Source organism: Fulvimarina thalattae (assembly GCF_040239565.1).
In the GTDB taxonomy this organism is placed as follows: Bacteria; Pseudomonadota; Alphaproteobacteria; order Rhizobiales; family Rhizobiaceae; genus Fulvimarina.
In genome coordinates this window covers 26592-43526 of sequence record NZ_JBEHWS010000001.1, presented here as the reverse complement: position 1 = coordinate 43526, position 16935 = coordinate 26592, and the positions used below count along the sequence as shown (strand labels likewise).

The 16935-nt window shown below is 62.7% G+C and carries 16 protein-coding genes; 12 read left to right on the top strand and 4 right to left on the bottom strand.

The window, feature by feature from the left end:
* Window positions 1–31 precede the first annotated feature (31 nt).
* Complete coding sequence (typA, locus tag ABRA89_RS00200) at window positions 32–1858, top strand: translational GTPase TypA (RefSeq protein WP_349939433.1); 1827 nt, start codon at window positions 32–34, stop codon at window positions 1856–1858.
* 90 nt (window positions 1859–1948) lie between these two features.
* Here the strand turns inward: typA and ABRA89_RS00195 are convergent, their stop codons facing one another.
* Window positions 1949–2533 (bottom strand): Uma2 family endonuclease, encoded by a 585-nt coding sequence (locus ABRA89_RS00195; RefSeq protein ID WP_349939432.1) that lies wholly within the window; start codon window positions 2531–2533, stop codon window positions 1949–1951.
* 114 nt (window positions 2534–2647) lie between these two features.
* Here ABRA89_RS00195 and mnmG point away from each other — a divergent pair, with 114 nt between their 5' ends.
* The 4 genes from mnmG (at window position 2648) to ABRA89_RS00175 (ending at window position 7303) form a co-directional block, all read left to right on the top strand.
* Complete coding sequence (gene mnmG / locus ABRA89_RS00190) at window positions 2648–4543, top strand: tRNA uridine-5-carboxymethylaminomethyl(34) synthesis enzyme MnmG (protein ID WP_349939431.1); 1896 nt, start codon at window positions 2648–2650, stop codon at window positions 4541–4543.
* Window positions 4533–5279, top strand: coding sequence for a 16S rRNA (guanine(527)-N(7))-methyltransferase RsmG (gene rsmG, locus ABRA89_RS00185; RefSeq protein WP_349939430.1), 747 nt, complete (start codon window positions 4533–4535; stop codon window positions 5277–5279). Before mnmG ends, rsmG begins: the two co-directional genes overlap by 11 nt.
* Before the next feature lie 258 nt (window positions 5280–5537).
* On the top strand, window positions 5538–6323 hold the full coding sequence (locus ABRA89_RS00180) for a ParA family protein (protein WP_349939429.1): 786 nt from the start codon (window positions 5538–5540) through the stop codon (window positions 6321–6323).
* Window positions 6320–7303: a ParB/RepB/Spo0J family partition protein gene (locus tag ABRA89_RS00175; RefSeq protein ID WP_349939428.1), complete on the top strand. Its 984-nt coding sequence runs from the start codon at window positions 6320–6322 to the stop codon at window positions 7301–7303. Before ABRA89_RS00180 ends, ABRA89_RS00175 begins: the two co-directional genes overlap by 4 nt.
* Window positions 7304–7333: 30 nt before the next feature.
* Here ABRA89_RS00175 and ABRA89_RS00170 read toward each other — a convergent pair whose 3' ends face one another.
* The 3 genes from ABRA89_RS00170 to ABRA89_RS00160 form a co-directional block, all read right to left on the bottom strand.
* Complete coding sequence (locus tag ABRA89_RS00170; protein WP_349939427.1) at window positions 7334–7570, bottom strand: hypothetical protein; 237 nt, start codon at window positions 7568–7570, stop codon at window positions 7334–7336.
* Window positions 7571–7714: 144 nt separating this feature from the next.
* Window positions 7715–8308, bottom strand: coding sequence for a LysE family translocator (locus ABRA89_RS00165; RefSeq protein ID WP_349939426.1), 594 nt, complete (start codon window positions 8306–8308; stop codon window positions 7715–7717).
* Window positions 8309–8688: 380 nt separating this feature from the next.
* Window positions 8689–9501 (bottom strand): IclR family transcriptional regulator, encoded by an 813-nt coding sequence (locus ABRA89_RS00160; RefSeq protein WP_349939425.1) that lies wholly within the window; start codon window positions 9499–9501, stop codon window positions 8689–8691.
* Window positions 9502–9629: 128 nt separating this feature from the next.
* Between ABRA89_RS00160 and ABRA89_RS00155 the strand changes: the two genes are divergently transcribed.
* From ABRA89_RS00155 to ABRA89_RS00125, 7 genes are all read left to right on the top strand, one after another.
* On the top strand, window positions 9630–10373 hold the full coding sequence (locus ABRA89_RS00155; RefSeq protein ID WP_349939424.1) for an SDR family oxidoreductase: 744 nt from the start codon (window positions 9630–9632) through the stop codon (window positions 10371–10373).
* 39 nt (window positions 10374–10412) lie between these two features.
* On the top strand, window positions 10413–11240 hold the full coding sequence (locus tag ABRA89_RS00150) for an amidohydrolase family protein (protein WP_349939423.1): 828 nt from the start codon (window positions 10413–10415) through the stop codon (window positions 11238–11240).
* Window positions 11237–12742, top strand: a complete 1506-nt coding sequence (locus ABRA89_RS00145) for a sugar ABC transporter ATP-binding protein (protein ID WP_349939422.1) — start codon at window positions 11237–11239, stop codon at window positions 12740–12742. Before ABRA89_RS00150 ends, ABRA89_RS00145 begins: the two co-directional genes overlap by 4 nt.
* Window positions 12739–13743, top strand: a complete 1005-nt coding sequence (locus tag ABRA89_RS00140; protein ID WP_349939421.1) for an ABC transporter permease — start codon at window positions 12739–12741, stop codon at window positions 13741–13743. Before ABRA89_RS00145 ends, ABRA89_RS00140 begins: the two co-directional genes overlap by 4 nt.
* Before the next feature lie 50 nt (window positions 13744–13793).
* Window positions 13794–14735: an ABC transporter substrate-binding protein gene (locus ABRA89_RS00135; RefSeq protein ID WP_349939420.1), complete on the top strand. Its 942-nt coding sequence runs from the start codon at window positions 13794–13796 to the stop codon at window positions 14733–14735.
* Window positions 14736–14884: 149 nt separating this feature from the next.
* Complete coding sequence (locus tag ABRA89_RS00130) at window positions 14885–16159, top strand: L-fuconate dehydratase (protein WP_349939419.1); 1275 nt, start codon at window positions 14885–14887, stop codon at window positions 16157–16159.
* Window positions 16159–16929 (top strand): L-fucose dehydrogenase, encoded by a 771-nt coding sequence (locus tag ABRA89_RS00125; protein ID WP_349939418.1) that lies wholly within the window; start codon window positions 16159–16161, stop codon window positions 16927–16929. The genes ABRA89_RS00130 and ABRA89_RS00125 overlap by 1 nt, the downstream gene beginning before the upstream one ends.
* Window positions 16930–16935: the final 6 nt, after the last annotated feature.

The following is a 16935-nucleotide window of genomic DNA, read 5'->3' as shown; positions in this document are numbered from 1 at the left end:
ATATCGCATTTGTACTCGATCCGGTGACATCATGAAGCTCCGCAATATCGCGATTATCGCGCACGTCGACCATGGCAAGACGACTCTCGTCGACAAGCTCCTCGCCCAGTCGGGCACCTTTCGCGAGAACCAGCGCACCGAAGAGCGCGCCATGGACTCCAACGACCTGGAAAAGGAACGTGGCATCACGATCCTCGCCAAGGCGACCTCGGTCGAGTGGAACGACACGCGGATCAACATCGTCGACACGCCCGGCCACGCCGATTTCGGCGGCGAGGTGGAACGTATCCTCAACATGGTCGATGGCGCGGTCATCCTCGTCGATGCGGCCGAAGGCCCGATGCCGCAGACCAAGTTCGTGCTCGGCAAGGCCCTGAAGGTCGGTTTGAAGCCGATCGTCGCGATCAACAAGATCGACCGCTCCGACGAGCGCCACAAGGAAGTGCTCGACGAGATCTTCGACCTTTTCGTCGCGCTCGATGCCACGGAAGAGCAGCTCGATTTCCCGGTGCTCTATGGTTCAGGCCGGGCCGGGTGGCTCGCCAGCGAACCCGACGGCCCGCAGGACCAGGGCCTGACGCCGCTCTTCGAGAAGATCGTCGAACACGTGCCGGAGCCCGATACGGCCAATGTCAACGAGCCGTTCAAGATGATCGGCACGATCCTCGAGGCCAATCCCTTCCTCGGTCGCCTGATTACCGGACGCATCCAGTCCGGCTCGATCAAGCCGAATCAGGCGGTGAAGGTTCTCGGCCGTGACGGCAACCTCATAGAGAACGGACGCATCTCAAAAATCCTCGCCTTCCGGGGCCTCGAACGCGTGCCGCTGGACTCGGCGCAGTCGGGCGACATCGTCGCGATCGCGGGTCTTTCGAAGGGCACCGTCGCAGACACCTTCTGCGATCCGTCCGTGACCCAGCCGCTCGACGCCCAGCCGATCGATCCGCCGACCGTGACCATGAGCTTCATCGTCAACGATTCTCCGCTCGCCGGAACGGAAGGCGACAAGGTGACGAGCCGCATGATCCGCGACCGCCTGTTGAAGGAGGCCGAGGGCAATGTTGCGCTGGAGATCACGGAATCGCCGGACAAGGACTCCTTCTTCGTGTCCGGTCGCGGTGAATTGCAGCTCGCCGTCCTCATCGAGACCATGCGCCGCGAGGGCTTCGAGCTCGGCATTTCGCGTCCCCGCGTCGTCATGAAGGAAGGCGAGAACGGCGAGCTTCTGGAGCCCCTGGAAGAGGTCGTGATCGACGTCGACGAGGAGCATTCGGGCATCGTCGTGCAGAAGATGAGCGAGCGCAAGGCCGAGATGATCGAGCTGCGCCCCTCGGGCGGCGACCGCCAGCGTCTCGTCTTCCACGCCCCGACGCGCGGTCTCATCGGCTACCAGTCGGAGCTTCTCACCGACACGCGCGGTACGGCGATCATGAACCGCCTGTTCCACTCCTATGCGCCGTTCAAGGGCGAGCTTCCGGGCCGCAACAACGGCGTTCTGATTTCTTCGGAAGACGGCGAGAGCGTCGCTTACGCGATGTTCAACCTGGAAGACCGCGGTCCGATGGTGATCGATGCGGGCGTAAAGGTCTATGCCGGCATGATCATCGGCATCCATTCGCGTGAGAACGATCTGGAAGTGAACGTATTGAAGGGCAAGAAGCTCACCAATATGCGCGCATCCGGCAAGGACGAGGCGGTGAAGCTGACGCCGCCGATCCGCATGACGCTCGACCGCGCGCTGTCCTGGATTCAGGACGACGAGTTGGTCGAAGTGACGCCGAAGAACATCCGCCTGCGCAAGCTCTATCTCGATCCGCATGAGCGCAAGCGCTTCGAGAAGGCCAAGAAGGCGGCCTGATCAGATTGAAATGAGGTGACCGGTGGCGAGAGCGGCCGGTCTCTCCGCCTGTTTCACGTGAAACAGTGGCGCCGGTGAAGCGCCAGACGTTCAGGTTTTCGGGGGCTCCGAGAGTTCGACGCCCGCGTAGATCTCGGAAAGCGGCAGTTCGATCCCGGCGCCAGCAAGATCGAGTAGCCCGCTGATATCATTGAAAATGTCCGTCTGCCACGCATCCTCTGCCGATGAGCGGAAGAAATGGATCACTCCGACGAATGTCGGCTCGATGATCACGATATGCCGCATCGACTGGACGCGCTTGTATTCTTCGAGCTTTCGAATGCGATCGAAATTGCGCGTGGACGGGGATAGAACCTCGAACACGACGGTTGGTTTTTCAGCTTCGAAGCCGTCTGGGTCTCGGCGTTCGCAGTCGATACCGGCATCCGGGCGGCGGATCTGGCCAGGATAGGTTTCGACTGCTCCATCTGCCGAGAACGGGCTGCATGGCTTGCCGCGCAGACGATTGCGAAGTTCGGCGAGGATGTTGATGACAATGGCGTCGTGTCGGTTTGATGCCCCCGTCATCATTTTGAGTGGAAAGCCGCCGACGAGTTCGTAGCGCTCGTCCTCTCCCTGTTGCCAGGCGAAGAACTGTTCTTTCGTCCAGGGTTCGAAATCTCGAAGGCTGCTCATCCGGCTCTCGACCTGCGGTGTTCCATTGTGGCGACCCGGTACAGTCATTATAGAGAGTGAAAAGCCGAAATTGAAGTTGACGGAACGCTCGGGAATTTCCCGAGAGGACAACGAATGACCAATCCTCACGCAGATCGTGGTTTTCCTGAGAAGGCCGACGTCGTCGTCATCGGCGGCGGGCATGCCGGCTGCGAGGCCGCCAGCGCTTCCGCACGGTTCGGCGCTAGGACGATTCTCGTCACCCATCGCTTCGACACGATCGGCGCGATGAGCTGCAATCCGGCGATCGGCGGAATCGGCAAGGGCCATCTCGTGCGCGAGATCGATGCTCTCGGTGGATTGATGGGCGAGGTGGCGGATGCCGCTGGCATCCAGTTCCGCATGCTCAATCGCTCGAAAGGACCCGCCGTACACGGGCCGCGCACGCAGGCCGATCGCAAGCTTTACGCAGATGCCATGCAGGCGAAGATCGCCGCGCATGAGAACCTGACGGTCGTCGAAGGCGACGTCTTCGATCTCGATCTAACGCTGGATGGAAACGTTCAGGGCGTGATCTTCGCCGATGGACGGCGGATCGCCTGCGGTGCGGTGGTGCTGACGACGGGCACGTTTCTCTCCGGTCTCATCCATATCGGCACGCAGCGCATCCCGGCAGGCCGGATGGGCGAAGACCCCTCCGTCGGGCTCTCTGGAACGCTGAAGCGGCTTGGGCTGTTGCTCGGGCGGCTGAAGACCGGCACGCCGGCCCGGCTCGACGGGCGGACGATCGATTGGGCTGCGATCGAAAGCCAGGCGGCGGACGACGAGCCGGTGCCGTTCTCCTATCTCACGGACCGGATCACGAACCGCCAGATCGAGTGCGGCGTGACGCGCACGACGCCGGAAACGCACCGCATCATCCGCGACAACATCGGTAAGTCGGCGCTTTATTCGGGCCAGATCGAGGGTGTGGGCCCGCGCTATTGCCCATCGATCGAGGACAAGATCGTCAAGTTCGGCGATCGTGACGGTCATCAGGTGTTCCTGGAGCCGGAGGGTCTCGACGATCACACGGTTTATCCGAACGGGCTTTCGACCTCGCTGCCTGAAGAGGTGCAGCTCGAATTCCTGCGATCGATCCCAGGATTGGAGAAGGTGGAGATCCTCAAAGCGGGCTATGCGATCGAATATGATCACGTCGACCCGCGCGAACTCGACAGGCATCTCGCCGTTCGAAAGGCGAGGGGGCTTTATCTCGCGGGCCAGATCAACGGCACGACTGGCTACGAGGAAGCCGCTGCACAAGGCTTGTTAGCCGGCTTAAACGCGGCTTGCTTTGCCGGCAAAGTTAAGGCGTTTTCGGTCGGTCGCGCCGATGCCTATCTGGGTGTGATGGTCGATGATCTGACGCGAACAGGCGTCACCGAACCCTATCGCATGTTCACTTCGCGCGCCGAATTCCGGCTGTCCTTGCGGGCTGACAATGCGGATCGTCGCCTGACACCGCTCGCGATCGAACTGGGGATCGCATGCTCGGAGCGGACCGAGCGTTTCCTGAAGAGCGAGGAGGCGCTGGCGAAGGCCCGCGCATCGCTGGAAGAGCGAACCCTGACGCCGAACGAGGCGGCAAAGCACGGGCTGTCGTTGAACAAGGATGGGCGGCGGCGCTCGGCTTGGCAACTTCTCTCTCAGGCGGGGATCGATCTCGATCGGCTGGCTGCGATCTGGCCGGAGCTTGGCGAGATCAGGGGAAAAACCCGCGAGCGCACGGAGATCGAGGCCGCATACGACGTTTATCTGGATCGCCAGAAGAAGGATCAGGATCGCCTGCGCCGCGACGAGAACCGCATGATTCCAGCGGACCTCGATCTCGAAAGCCTTCCGGGCCTTTCCAACGAGCTCCGCCAGAAACTTGCGAGCCGGCGTCCTGCGACGCTTGCAGAGGCCGAACGGATCGACGGCATGACGCCGGCGGCTCTGGCTCTCATCCTTGTCGCGATCCGCCGGAATGAAGTCAGACATGCGGCCTGAGCGCTCGCGCCGGAACAGCGAGAGCCGGTCACCATCCAGCCGCATTCGGCCTTTGGCGTCCTCCGAGGCACGTCCACCGAAATCCCTTGGTATCGATCCTGAAGAACTTGCGCGTTTGCAGGCCGAAGATCGCGAGCGTTTCACCGCGCGTTTCGATGTTTCACGTGAAACACTGGACGGGCTTGACCGTTATGTGGCGCTGCTGACCGACTGGCAGACGAGGATGAACCTCGTCGCGCCCTCGACGCTTGCTACGGTCTGGGAGCGGCATATCGCCGACTCCCTTCAGCTCGAAGCGCTGCTGCCGCCGTTTGAGACGTGCTCCGATCTTGGCTCCGGCGGCGGTCTGCCCGGCATCGTGATTGCGATCATGCGGACTGATTCGAAGGTGCATCTGGTCGAGAGCGTCGGCAAGAAGGCGACCTTCCTGCGCGCGGTCGCGGACGACCTCGGTCTGAACACTCATGTGCATGCCCGGCGGATCGAGTCATCGGGGCACGCGCTGAGGCAATCCGAAGTCGTCACGGCCCGGGCGCTCGCCTCGCTGGACAAGCTCTGCGGACTGGTCTCGCCGCATATTTCGACTGAGACCCGCTGCTTTTTCGCCAAGGGCGCGAGCCATGAAGCGGAGATCGCGGCCGCGCGGGAGCTCTGGTCGTTCGATTTGAAAATTCATGATTCGCAGCTTGCGGAAGGCTCCGTCATTCTTGAACTGGCAGCGATTCAGGCGCTCTGAGAGGCGTTTGCGGTCTTGAACGATAAACCGATCCCGGCGCTAAGCGGTGGATGACGCGTTCCTCGGGATTCCGCGACCGCAAGATGGCGGCTATGGTCTTTGATCGAAGACCGGTAAAACGAAGTGCGGCATGGCATCGGTGAATCCGATGCTGTAAAGCCGCGTTGCGAATGAGACCGAGGGTGCCGCGCTTTTCAGAACAGCTTGCGGCCAGGATATGAATCCTCGGGTTGGACCGATGAGGATGATGAAAACGCCATGCGCGTCATCACGATAGCCAATCAGAAGGGCGGGGTGGGCAAGACCACGACCGCCATCAATCTGGCGACGGCTCTCGCTGCGATCGGCAAGCGGGTGTTGCTCGTCGACCTCGATCCCCAGGGCAATGCCTCGACCGGGCTCGGCGTCGAGAAGGACGACCGAGAGGTCTCCTCCTACGATGTCCTCACCGAGCGGGCCTCGGTTGAAGAGGCGGCCATTCCGACGGCTGTGCCGGAGCTCTCGCTCATCCCTTCGACACTCGATCTGCTTGGCCTCGAAATGGAGATCTCCAGCGCTGATCGCCGGGCCTATCGGCTGCGCGATGCGCTGCGCGAGCATGAAAAACGGGGCGCACGGTTCGACTTCGTCTTGATGGACTGCCCACCCTCGCTGAACCTTTTGACGATCAATGCGATGGCGGCAGCCGACTCGGTGCTCGTGCCGCTGCAATGCGAGTTCTTCGCACTGGAAGGCCTCAGCCAGCTTCTCCAAACGGTGGAAGAAGTACGCGACAGCCTGAACCCGAATCTCGATCTGCACGGTATCGTGCTGACCATGTTCGATGGCCGCAACAATCTCGCGGCGCAGGTGGTGCGAGATGTGCGCGCCTATATGGGCGAGAGTGTTTACCAGACGGTGATCCCGCGCAATGTGCGCGTTTCGGAGGCGCCGTCCTTCGGTAAGCCTGCGATTCTCTACGATATGAAATGCCCGGGCAGCCAGGCCTATATCGCGCTAGCCTCCGAGGTCATTCAGCGTGAAAAGAGGCTTGCGGCGGCATGACGAAGACACCTCAGCAGGCGGCCCGCAAAGACGACGGAACGACAGGGATGAGCGAAGATCGATCACGCCAGAGGCTGGGCCGGGGACTCGCGGCCCTTATCGGCGGCGGCGAGACCCATGGTGGTTTCCAGCCGAGCCGGCGCGAGCGCGAGGAGGTGGTCCGGCCCGATCGGCAGGTGCCGCTCGAAGCAGTTCTCGCCAATCCGAACAATCCGCGTCGCACCTTCAGCGAGGAGGATATCGCCGATCTCGCCCAGTCGGTGAAGAAGCACGGCATCGTGCAACCGCTTCTCGTGCGGCCCAATCCCGACAAGCCCGAGACCTTCGAGATCGTCGCGGGCGAGCGGCGCTTCCGGGCGGCGAAAGCCGCAGGGCTGGAAAACATTCCTGTTGTCGTGCGCGATATCGACGACCGGCAATCGATCGAGATCGCGCTGATCGAGAATGTCCAGCGGACGGATCTCAACGCCATCGAGGAAGCGCTTGCCTATGAGCGGCTGATCGATGAGCACGGTTACACCCAGGCCGATCTCGCCGAAGCGCTGGCGAAGAGCCGCAGCCATGTGGCGAACATGCTGCGGCTCCTGAACCTGCCCGACGCCGTGCGGAAGATGGTCGTGGATGGGGCTCTGTCGGCCGGTGCGGCGCGAACACTGATCGGCTCGGACGATCCGGAGACGGTGGCGCGGCTGATCGTCAAGGACGGGCTGAGCGTGCGTGAGGCCGAGGCGATCGCCCGCGAGGCCTCGCAGGCCAATTCCGGCGAGCCGGTGAACGATCTTGGCGAAGGATCGGGTGCTTCATCTGCCAGGAAGCGGGCACACTCGGCCGAGATGGCGGATATCGAGCAGCGTCTCGCGGAGCATCTCGCGATGAGTGTCACGCTGAAAGGCAAGCGGTCCAAGGGTAGCCTGAAAATCGACTACCGATCCCAGGAAGAGCTGGATGCGATCCTCGAGCGGCTGGGACTGGCCGGGTAGGGCGGGCTGAAAGAGAGTAGCTGACGCGTCTCAGCGATCGCAACCGATCGAGCGCATGATCTCGACCACCTGCTCGCGGGACGAGCAGACATTTTCACATGGAATGCCGTCACCATCGCCATCGGCCCGCGAATGCCGGCCCGCGCACCAGTTCTCGACCGCCTGCCGACAGGTCGAATAATCGGTGCATCGCGCCGCCACTGCTGGCGCGGCACTCGAAATCAGCGTCAGCACGACAAGGCCAAGCTGGAGAAGGCGCGCGGTCATCGAAGAGCTGGGGTTTCGCAAGCTGACGGTCTCTCGTGGAACATGATGTCGTGAGCTCAACCTAAAAGCGAATTGAGCACAAAGCAATCGCTAAGGGTGTACGCTTGCCGACCCTCGATGGATGATCCACGGTCGAAGACCGCTTCAACTGGAGAGCATCCAGACAGCGACGCCGGTAAGCAGAGCCGCGAAGAACCGGTTGATGTGACGGACGTCCCCGGGATCGCGCCATTGCGCGGCCAGACGATCGGCGAGGATTGCGTAAAGCGAGAAAGCCACGGCATTGTTGAGTGTGAAGATGGTGCTGATGGCGAAGAGCCGGCCGGTAGCATCCGATCCCGATGCGAGGAACTGAGAGAACATCAGGCCGATGATGACATAGGCCTTCGGATTGAGGATCAGCAGCATGGCACCGTCGATCGCACTCGCAGGTCTCGCCTCGCGCTCATGGGAGGCTCCAACCGGCCGCCATAGACGGAAGGCGAGCCAGAGTACGTAAACCGTGCCTGCGTAGCGGATTGCGATGAAGACATTTGGTGCTTCCGACGATAGTTGCCCAAAGCCGAGACCGATGGCGAGCGTTACGGCGAAGGTCGCGCCATGATAGCCGAGATTGGCGGGGAGGGTGGCCATGAAGCCGAACCGTGCCCCGTTGGCGGCGAAGAACAGATTGCCCGGCCCCGGACTATAGGCAAGGGGCAGGAGGAAGATCAGAAGCGGAATGATGAAATCGGCCATGGACCGAGGAAAGCCCAGTTTCGCCGATGCCTCCACCCGGTTTCACGGCCCGTTTTCCGACGCGCCGGATCAGAAGGGGCGCGCGAGAGTTTCGCTCTCACTGCGAAGCGTGCTGCAAACTTGCAGCTCTGATAGCGGTGACCCATCTCGAACCGCGATACGCCGACCCTGTTGACTTCTAGACTTTGAAGAGCTGGCACGTGGACCATTCCTCCGGTGGCTGGTCCAGTCGGTGGTGAAGCCGAAGTCTTCCTTCGACGATAGCATCGTCTGGACGCTCTGCTGCGGATTTCGTGACATGACGCATTGGATCGGGCGTCAGCAACCGGTCTTCCGATCGAGTGCTGCATCGCGCGAAAGGAAACTCCCGGCGTCGCCGACTACTCCGCTGCGAAGGGGACGGAGCTCTCGATTGTCCGGTAGGATAAGGTGCCGGCCAGATCCTGCAGCGCTGCAAGGGCTGGTTCCCAGTGTTCGGCATGACCCGAGCCCGGCTTTTCGATGAAGGCGCAGGTGATGACCGCGGCGGCATCGCCGTGGGGGCCGCTCAGCGGAACGGAGAGATCGGTGATCCCGACCACCTGCGCCGAGGGCGCGACGCGGTAGCCCTTTTCACGAACGTCGCGAAGTTCCGCCGCGATGGCGGACAATCTCGCCTCGCCATCGGCCAGTCCCCATTTTCCAAGGGTCTCGGCGCGCCGGTTCGGGGCCTGCATCGCGAGTAGGGTGAGGCCGGAGCCGGTGGTGAAGAGATCAAGCTGGGCTCCGATACGCGCCCGAAATTCCCAGTGAGCGACCGGGCTTGCCTGGGCGACGATGATGCCCGTGCCGCGTTCCGGCACGACCAGATGCAGCGACTGGCCATGGTCCTGCGCGAACGCGTCCATCAGCGGTTGGGCCGCGGCGACGAGGCGCCGGACCGGCGGATGGTCCGAGCCGAGCAGGTAGAGCTTCATTGTCAGCATATAGCGGTCGCCGCCGGCGAGCCGCGTGACGTAACCGCGAGCTACGAGACGTTCGAGCATCCGATAGATGTGCGACGCGCTGACGCCGAGCTCCGAGACGATCTCACTTCGCGTCAGTCCATGGGCCTGACGCGCGAGAACTTCCAGAATATCCAACCCGCGATCGAGCGCAGGTGCGCGATAGCGTTCCTCGGGGTTCTCGGGATCCGACAGTTTGTTTCGAGGCATCGTCCTCACCATCAAACAGGCAGGTGGCGCCAATCCGGGCTGTAATCGAGCCCTGTAAGCTTGTAAATCTATTCATATACGGATACAACATTCATATAAGAACAAAGCATGCAGGACGGGGAGGTCTGATGCGGCTCTCGAACAAGACGATCCTGATCACGGCTGCCGGTCAGGGCATGGGCCATGCGGCTGCCGTGAAATGCGCCGAAGAGGGCGCGCGAGTCATCGCCACGGATCGCGATCCGAAACTTCTTGAAAGCTTCACGCAGAGCGGGATCGAAACGCGCCCGCTCGACGTCACGGACCCTTCGGCGATCCAGGCGATCGCGCAGGAGCTTGGCGCGCTGGACGGGCTCTTCAACTGCGCCGGCATCGTCCATAACGGAACGATCCTCGACGTGTCCGACGACGACTGGGCGCTCAGCCTCGACGTCAACGTGACGAGCATGGTCCGGCTCATCAGGGCCTTCCTGCCGAAAATGCTGGAGCGCGCCGAGGAAACCGGAACGGCGTCGATCCTCAACATGGCCTCGATGGCGTCGTCCATCAAAGGCTTCCCGAACCGCACTGCCTATGGCGCGACCAAGGCGGCGGTGATCGGCCTGACTAAGGCGGTGGCGGCGGATTTCGTGGCGAAGGGCCTGCGTTGCAACGCGCTCTGCCCCGGCACGGTCGATACGCCTTCGCTGCGTGGCCGTATCGCCAGCGCGGCGGACCCGGTTCAGGCGGAAAAGGATTTCGTCGCCCGCCAGCCCATGGGCCGGCTCGCATCGGTCGACGATATGACGCCGATGATCGTCTATCTGCTGTCGGACGAGAGCAGGTTCGTGACGGGACAGGCCATGCTGGTGGACGGCGGTGTGACCATCTGATCGGAGCTTGACCGCAGGGAGCCTAAGGGAGGAGGCGAGTTGCAACACATCGATGCCCATTGTCATTTCTGGAAACTCGATCGGGGCGACTACGGCTGGCTCGATGGCGAGGGTGGGCCGCTCGATGCGATCCGCCGGGATTTCCTGCCCGCCCAGTATCCCTCGGACATGGATCGCATCGTCGTTCAGGCGGCGCCGAGCGAAGCGGAAACCGACTTTCTGCTGACGCTTGCGAAGGAGACGCCGCAGATTCGTGGCGTTGTAGGCTGGGTCGATCTCACCGATCCCGAAGCTGAACAGACCCTCGATCGATGGTCTGGAGACAAGCATCTCCTCGGTCTGCGTCCGATGCTTCAGGACATCGAGGACACCGACTGGCTTCTCCAACAGGCCCGTCCCGCCCTGGTTGACCGCCTCATCGCACAGGGCCTCCGCTTCGATGCGCTCGTGACCGAGCGCCATCTTCCGATGTTCGAGACCTTCGTTGATCGCCATCCCGATCTCAAAGTCGTCATCGATCACGCCGCCAAGCCGCAGCCGGGATGGGGCGAAGGCTGGGCGTCCGGCATGAAGGCGCTCGCAGGGCACGAACACATCCATTGCAAGCTGTCGGGCCTTCTCACCGAACTCGATCCGGGCGAGCGCGAAAACCCGCTTGCCGCCCTCCAGGCCATCTTCCATCCGCTCCTCGACTGGTTCGGACCGGAGCGCCTCATCTGGGGAAGCGATTGGCCGGTCCTGACGATGGCGGCACCCTGGCAGCGCTGGCGCGATCTTACGGAGGAACTCCTGTCCGATCTCAGCTCTGACGAGCGCGGGGCCATTCTGAGCGGCAATGCCCGCCGTTTCTATGGTCTGACATCATGAGCGCGCTCATCAGGCTGGAGGCGATCGACAAGCGCTTTCCCGGCGTTCACGCCCTGAAATCGGTGGATTTCGACCTTCGCGCCGGCGAGGTCCATGCCCTGATGGGCGAAAACGGAGCCGGCAAGTCGACGCTGATGAAATGCCTTTCCGGCATCTACCAGCCGGATGGCGGGCGAATCCTGATCGACGGCAAAGAGGTGACCTTACCCAATCCGAAGGCGGCGCAGGATCGGGGCATCGGCATCATCCATCAGGAACTGGCCCTGATGCGCGATCTCAATGTCGCGCAGAATATATGGATCGGGCGCGAGCCACGCCTCTCCTTCGGCCGGATCGACGAAGCCAAACTCAATGCCGAGGCTGCGGCGCTGTTCGACACGCTGAACATCCGCATGGACCCGCGAACCTCCGTCGACCGGCTGACGATTGCGCGCCAGCAGATGGTCGAGATCGCCAAGGCGCTCTCGTTCCGATCGCGTATCCTCATCATGGACGAACCGACAGCGGCGCTGAACGACAGCGAAATTGCAGAACTCTTCCGGATCATCCGGCAGCTCAAGGCGGACGGTGTCGGCATCATCTACATCAGCCACAAGATGGACGAGATCAAACGCATCTCGGACCGCGTGACCGTCATGCGGGACGGCGAAGGTGTCGGCACCGTCGAGGCGGCCGAGACACCGATCTCGGATATCATCTCGATGATGGTGGGCCGCGAGCTCCAGAGCGAGGCGATGGAACGCCCCGATCTCGGCGAAGCGCCGACGGCCCTCGAAGTCCGCGGCCTGTCGCGCGGCCGCGACCTTCACGATATCGGTTTCACGCTCAAACAGGGCGAGATTCTCGGCTTCGCCGGGCTGATGGGTGCTGGCCGCACGGAGCTCGCGCGCGCCATCTTCGGGGCCGAGCCGCCGGATGCGGGCGAAATCCGCGTTCACGGCAAGACGGTGAGGATTACAAGCCCGTCGGACGCGGTGCGGGCCGGGATCGGCTATCTGTCGGAAGATCGAAAGCACTATGGTCTGGCGCTTGGCCTCGATGTGCGCGCAAATATCGGCCTGGCGAGCATGGAACGGCATTCAGACCGGTTTGGCCGCATCGACGAGGCCAGTCTCGCCGAGACCGCGAAGCGATACATCGAGACCCTCACCATCCGCACGCCGCACGATCGGCAGGAGACCAGGCTCCTCTCCGGCGGCAACCAGCAGAAGGTCGTCATCGCCAAATGGCTTCTGCGTGACTGTGATATCTTGATTTTCGACGAGCCGACACGCGGTATCGATGTCGGCGCGAAGGCGGAGATCTATCGGCTGATGAATGCGCTCGCCGCAGAGGGCAAGGCGATCATCGTGATCTCCAGCGAACTCCCCGAAGTCCTGAGGCTCAGCCATCGCATCGCGGTGATGTGCGAGGGGCGGCTGACCGGCATCCTGCCCGGCGATTCCACACAGGAAGACATCATGGCGCTCGCCACCAGACGTGAAGAGGTCGTTGCAGCATGACGAGCACCCAGACAGTCGCGGCCGACGAGCCGAAGAAGCGCTCCACCCTGATCGCACCGCAGAAGTTGTTGGCGTTTGCGAGCCTCATCATTCTCTTCGTCGGCTTTTCGCTCGCGAGCCCGAACTTCTTCCAGGTCTCCAACATCATGGCGATCCTGCAGGCGACCTCAGTCAACGGCGTCCTCGCCGTCGCGGTGACGCTGATCATCATCACTGGCGGCATCGATCTTTCGATCGGCACGGTGATGACCTTCTGTTCCGTCATGACCGGCGTCGTGCTGACCTGGCTCGGCGCGCCCCTCCTTCTCGGCGTCGCCACCGGCATCGGCGTCGGCGCGCTTTCGGGCGTCCTCTCGGGCACTTTGGTGGCGAAGGCGAAGATCCCGCCCTTCATCGCGACGCTCGGGCTGATGCTGGTCGCCAAGGGCCTGTCGCTGATCGTCACCGGCGCGCGCCCCATCTATTTCAACGACACGCCCGGCTTCGACGTGATTTCGCTGGGCTCTGTCATCGGCCGCTTCATTCCAAGCTTTCCGGTGCCGAACGGCGTCCTCATCCTCTTCCTCGTTGCCGGGGCGACCGCCTACATCCTGAGCCGAACCGTGCTCGGCCGTTATTGCTTCGCCCTCGGATCGAACGAGGAGGCGGTGAGGCTGTCGGGCGTCAACACGGACGCCTGGAAGATCGGCATCTATGCCCTTTCCGGAGCGATCGTCGGCATTGCCGGCCTTCTCATCGCATCGCGCCTCAACTCCGCACAGCCCGCTCTCGGCCTCGGCTACGAACTGGAGGCAATCGCCGCTGTCGTCATCGGCGGCACCAGCCTTGCCGGCGGACGCGGCACGATCCTCGGCACCCTGATCGGCGCGCTCATCATGTCCGTCCTGACGAACGGCCTGCGTGTCATGTCGGTCGCGCCGGAATGGCAGACGGTCGCAACGGGTGCCATCATCATTTTCGCCGTCTACGCCGACCAGCTGCGGCGGGGAAAGATCGGCTGAGCCGGGTGCCGGCTCACCGAACAAGAGTGAACCCAAGGGAGGAAACCACGATGTTCACGAGAAGAACCCTCATCTGCGCGACAGCCGCGCTCGCAATGCTGGGCGGAAACGCCCTGGCGCAGGACGCGATGTCCATTCCTGTGATCTCGAAAGGCTATCAGCACCAGTTCTGGCAGGCGGTGAATAAGGGCGCAAAGCAGGCGGGCGAAGAATTCGGCGTTACCGTCAACTTCGAGGGCCCGGACAACGAGAGCCAGGTGGACAAGCAGCTCGATATGCTCTCCGCAGCGCTCGCGACGAACCCGAGCGCGATCGGTTTCGCTGCGCTGGACAGTCAGGCCGCGATTCCGCTGCTGCGGCGTGCGCAGGAGGCCGGCATCCCGATCGTCGCCTTCGACTCCGGCGTCGAGAGCGACATTCCGGTCACGACGGCCGCCACCGACAATGTGGCGGCTGCGGCGCTTGCGGCCGACAAGATGGCCGAGCTGATCGGCGATTCCGGCAAGGTCGCGGTCGTCGCGCACGATCAGACCTCGCGGACCGGCATCGATCGCCGCGACGGTTTCGTCAATCGTATGGAAGAAGCCCACCCTGACATCGAGATCGTCGCGATCGAATATGGTGGGGGCGACCATCTCCAATCCACCGAGATCACCAAGTCGCTGCTGACGGCCAATCCGGACCTCAACGGTATCTTCGGCACGAACGAAGGTTCGGCAATCGGCGTCGTCAACGGTGTCCGGGAAAGCGGTGCCGAGAACATCACGATTGTCGGCTACGACTCCGGCAAGGCCCAGACGGATGCGATCCGCGACGGAACGATGGCCGGCGCGATCACCCAGAACCCGGTCGGCATCGGCTACGAGACCGTGAAGGCGGCGGTCGCTGCGGCAAACGGCGAAGATGTGCCGGCGAACATCGATACCGGCTTCTACTGGTACGATCAGTCGAACATCGACGATCCGAAGATCGCCGCCGTTCTCTACGACTGAGGCGCTGCGCCGCGAACAATGAGACGGAGGTCGCCGTACGGCGGCCTCCGTCCAAAGCCGAACGAGACATGAAATGAGTTGCTTCGCTTCGGCTCCATGGGCCGGGAGAAGCCGGGCCTCGGCCAACAGATATGGAAAATCGCTCGCCCATGAAGATCACCGGCCTGCGCACGATCGATGTAAGATTTCCGACCTCCGATGCCCTCGACGGCTCGGACGCGATGAACCCCGATCCGGATTATTCGGCCGCCTATGTGGTTCTCGAAACCGACGGCGACCACGAGGGCCACGGCCTCACCTTCACGATCGGTCGCGGCAACGAGATCTGCATCACCGCCATCGAGGCGCTTCGCCCGCTCCTCGTCGGCCTGGAGCTCGACTGGATCGCCGCCGATATGGGCCGTTTCTGGCGCCATGTGACCGGCGACAGCCAGCTTCGCTGGATCGGTCCGGACAAGGGCGCGATCCATCTGGCGACCGGCGCGGTGGTCAATGCCGCCTGGGACCTCTGGGCGAAAGCGGAAGGAAAGCCGGTCTGGCAGCTCGTCGCCGAGATGAGCCCGGCCGAACTCGTCCGCTGCATCGATTTTCGTTATCTCACCGATTGCATCACGCCGGAATGGGCGCTCGACTTCCTGACCACCCAAGCCGAAGGCAAGGCCGGGCGGATCGAGACGCTCAAATCGGAAGGCTATCCCTGCTACACCACCTCCGCCGGGTGGCTCGGCTATGGTGATGAAAAGCTGCGAACGCTTTGCCGTGGTGCTGTCGACGCGGGCTTCAAACACATCAAGATGAAGGTCGGCCGCGATCTTCAGGACGATATCCGCCGCCTTACCATCGCCCGCGAGACCGTGGGGCCGGATGTCCGGTTGATGATCGACGCCAATCAGGTCTGGGAGGTCGATCAGGCGATCGACTGGGTAAAGAAGCTCGCCTTCGTCGATCCCTGGTTCATCGAGGAACCGACGAGCCCGGACGATGTGGTCGGCCACCGCAAGATCCGAGAGGGCGTCGCGCCTGTTCAGGTCGCGACCGGCGAGATGTGCCAGAACCGCATCCTCTTCAAGCAGTTCATCCAGGAAGGCGCGATCGACGTCGTCCAGATCGATGCCTGCCGTCTCGGCGGCCTCAACGAAGTGCTCGCCGTGATGCTGATGGCGGCGAAATACGACCTGAAGGTCTGCCCCCATGCGGGCGGCGTCGGCCTTTGCGAATACGTCCAGCACATGTCGATGATCGACTATCTGTGCATTGCCGGAACGCGCGAGGGCCGGGTCATCGAGTTCGTCGACCACCTGCACGAACATTTCGTCGATCCGTGCACCATCCGGAACGCCGCCTACATGCCGCCCGAGCGCCCCGGGTTCTCGATTGAAATGAAAGCGGAGAGCCTTGAGCGCTACCGCTTCGGAGCGCGCTGATGGATCTTGAACTGAAGGACAAGGTCGTCGTCGTCACCGGCGGTGCGTCCGGCATCGGAGCTGGCATCACGGAATGCCTCGCTGCAGAAGGCGCGATCCCCGTCATCCTCGCGCGCAGCGAGCCCGACCCTGACTGGCTTCGCCGCCACGATGCGTCGTTCTTCCAGGTTGAGCTCTCCGACGACGCCGGTTGCCGTGCGGCGGTCGAGGCCGTGCGCGAGCGGTTCGGCCGGGTGGACGGTCTCGTCAACAATGCCGGGGCCAATGACAGCGTCGGGATCGACAGGAGCCCGGACGACTTCCGCAAGAGCCTTGACCAGAATCTGGTCCACTATTTCACTCTCGTCCATCTCCTGGCCGACGATCTGAGGACAAGCGGCGGCGCGATCGTCAATATCAGCTCCAAGACCGCCCTGACGGGGCAGGGGAACACGTCGGCCTATATCGCTGCGAAGGCCGCACAGCTGGGGCTGACGCGGGAATGGGCCGTCGCCTTCCTTAAGGACGGCGTCCGCGTCAATGCGATCGTGGTGGCGGAGGTGATGACCCCGCTCTATCGCCGATGGGTGGAGACGACGGAGGATCCTGATGCGACGATCGAGAAGATAGCGTCACGGATTCCGCTCGGACGGCGCATGACGACGACCCGCGAAATCGCCGATTGCTGCGCCTTCCTCCTGTCGGCGCGGGCAAGCCATATGACGGGGCAGTGGCTGTTTCCCGATGGCGGATATACCCATCTCGACCGCGCGATCGGTCTCGACGACTAGTCTTTA

Bases quoted from the DNA above. Each gene is read 5' to 3' on its own strand.
- ABRA89_RS00140 (WP_349939421.1), top strand. From the start codon at position 12,739: ATGACGAGCACCCAGACAGTCGCGGCCGACGAGCCGAAGAAGCGCTCC.
- ABRA89_RS00180 (WP_349939429.1), top strand. From the start codon at position 5,538: ATGCGCGTCATCACGATAGCCAATCAGAAGGGCGGGGTGGGCAAGACC.
- ABRA89_RS00160 (WP_349939425.1), bottom strand. From the start codon at position 9,501: ATGCCTCGAAACAAACTGTCGGATCCCGAGAACCCCGAGGAACGCTAT.
- typA (WP_349939433.1), top strand. From the start codon at position 32: ATGAAGCTCCGCAATATCGCGATTATCGCGCACGTCGACCATGGCAAG.
- ABRA89_RS00195 (WP_349939432.1), bottom strand. From the start codon at position 2,533: ATGAGCAGCCTTCGAGATTTCGAACCCTGGACGAAAGAACAGTTCTTC.
- ABRA89_RS00175 (WP_349939428.1), top strand. From the start codon at position 6,320: ATGACGAAGACACCTCAGCAGGCGGCCCGCAAAGACGACGGAACGACA.
- rsmG (WP_349939430.1), top strand. From the start codon at position 4,533: ATGCGGCCTGAGCGCTCGCGCCGGAACAGCGAGAGCCGGTCACCATCC.
- ABRA89_RS00155 (WP_349939424.1), top strand. From the start codon at position 9,630: ATGCGGCTCTCGAACAAGACGATCCTGATCACGGCTGCCGGTCAGGGC.
- ABRA89_RS00125 (WP_349939418.1), top strand. From the start codon at position 16,159: ATGGATCTTGAACTGAAGGACAAGGTCGTCGTCGTCACCGGCGGTGCG.
- ABRA89_RS00165 (WP_349939426.1), bottom strand. From the start codon at position 8,308: ATGGCCGATTTCATCATTCCGCTTCTGATCTTCCTCCTGCCCCTTGCC.
- ABRA89_RS00170 (WP_349939427.1), bottom strand. From the start codon at position 7,570: ATGACCGCGCGCCTTCTCCAGCTTGGCCTTGTCGTGCTGACGCTGATT.
- ABRA89_RS00145 (WP_349939422.1), top strand. From the start codon at position 11,237: ATGAGCGCGCTCATCAGGCTGGAGGCGATCGACAAGCGCTTTCCCGGC.
- ABRA89_RS00135 (WP_349939420.1), top strand. From the start codon at position 13,794: ATGTTCACGAGAAGAACCCTCATCTGCGCGACAGCCGCGCTCGCAATG.
- ABRA89_RS00130 (WP_349939419.1), top strand. From the start codon at position 14,885: ATGAAGATCACCGGCCTGCGCACGATCGATGTAAGATTTCCGACCTCC.
- mnmG (WP_349939431.1), top strand. From the start codon at position 2,648: ATGACCAATCCTCACGCAGATCGTGGTTTTCCTGAGAAGGCCGACGTC.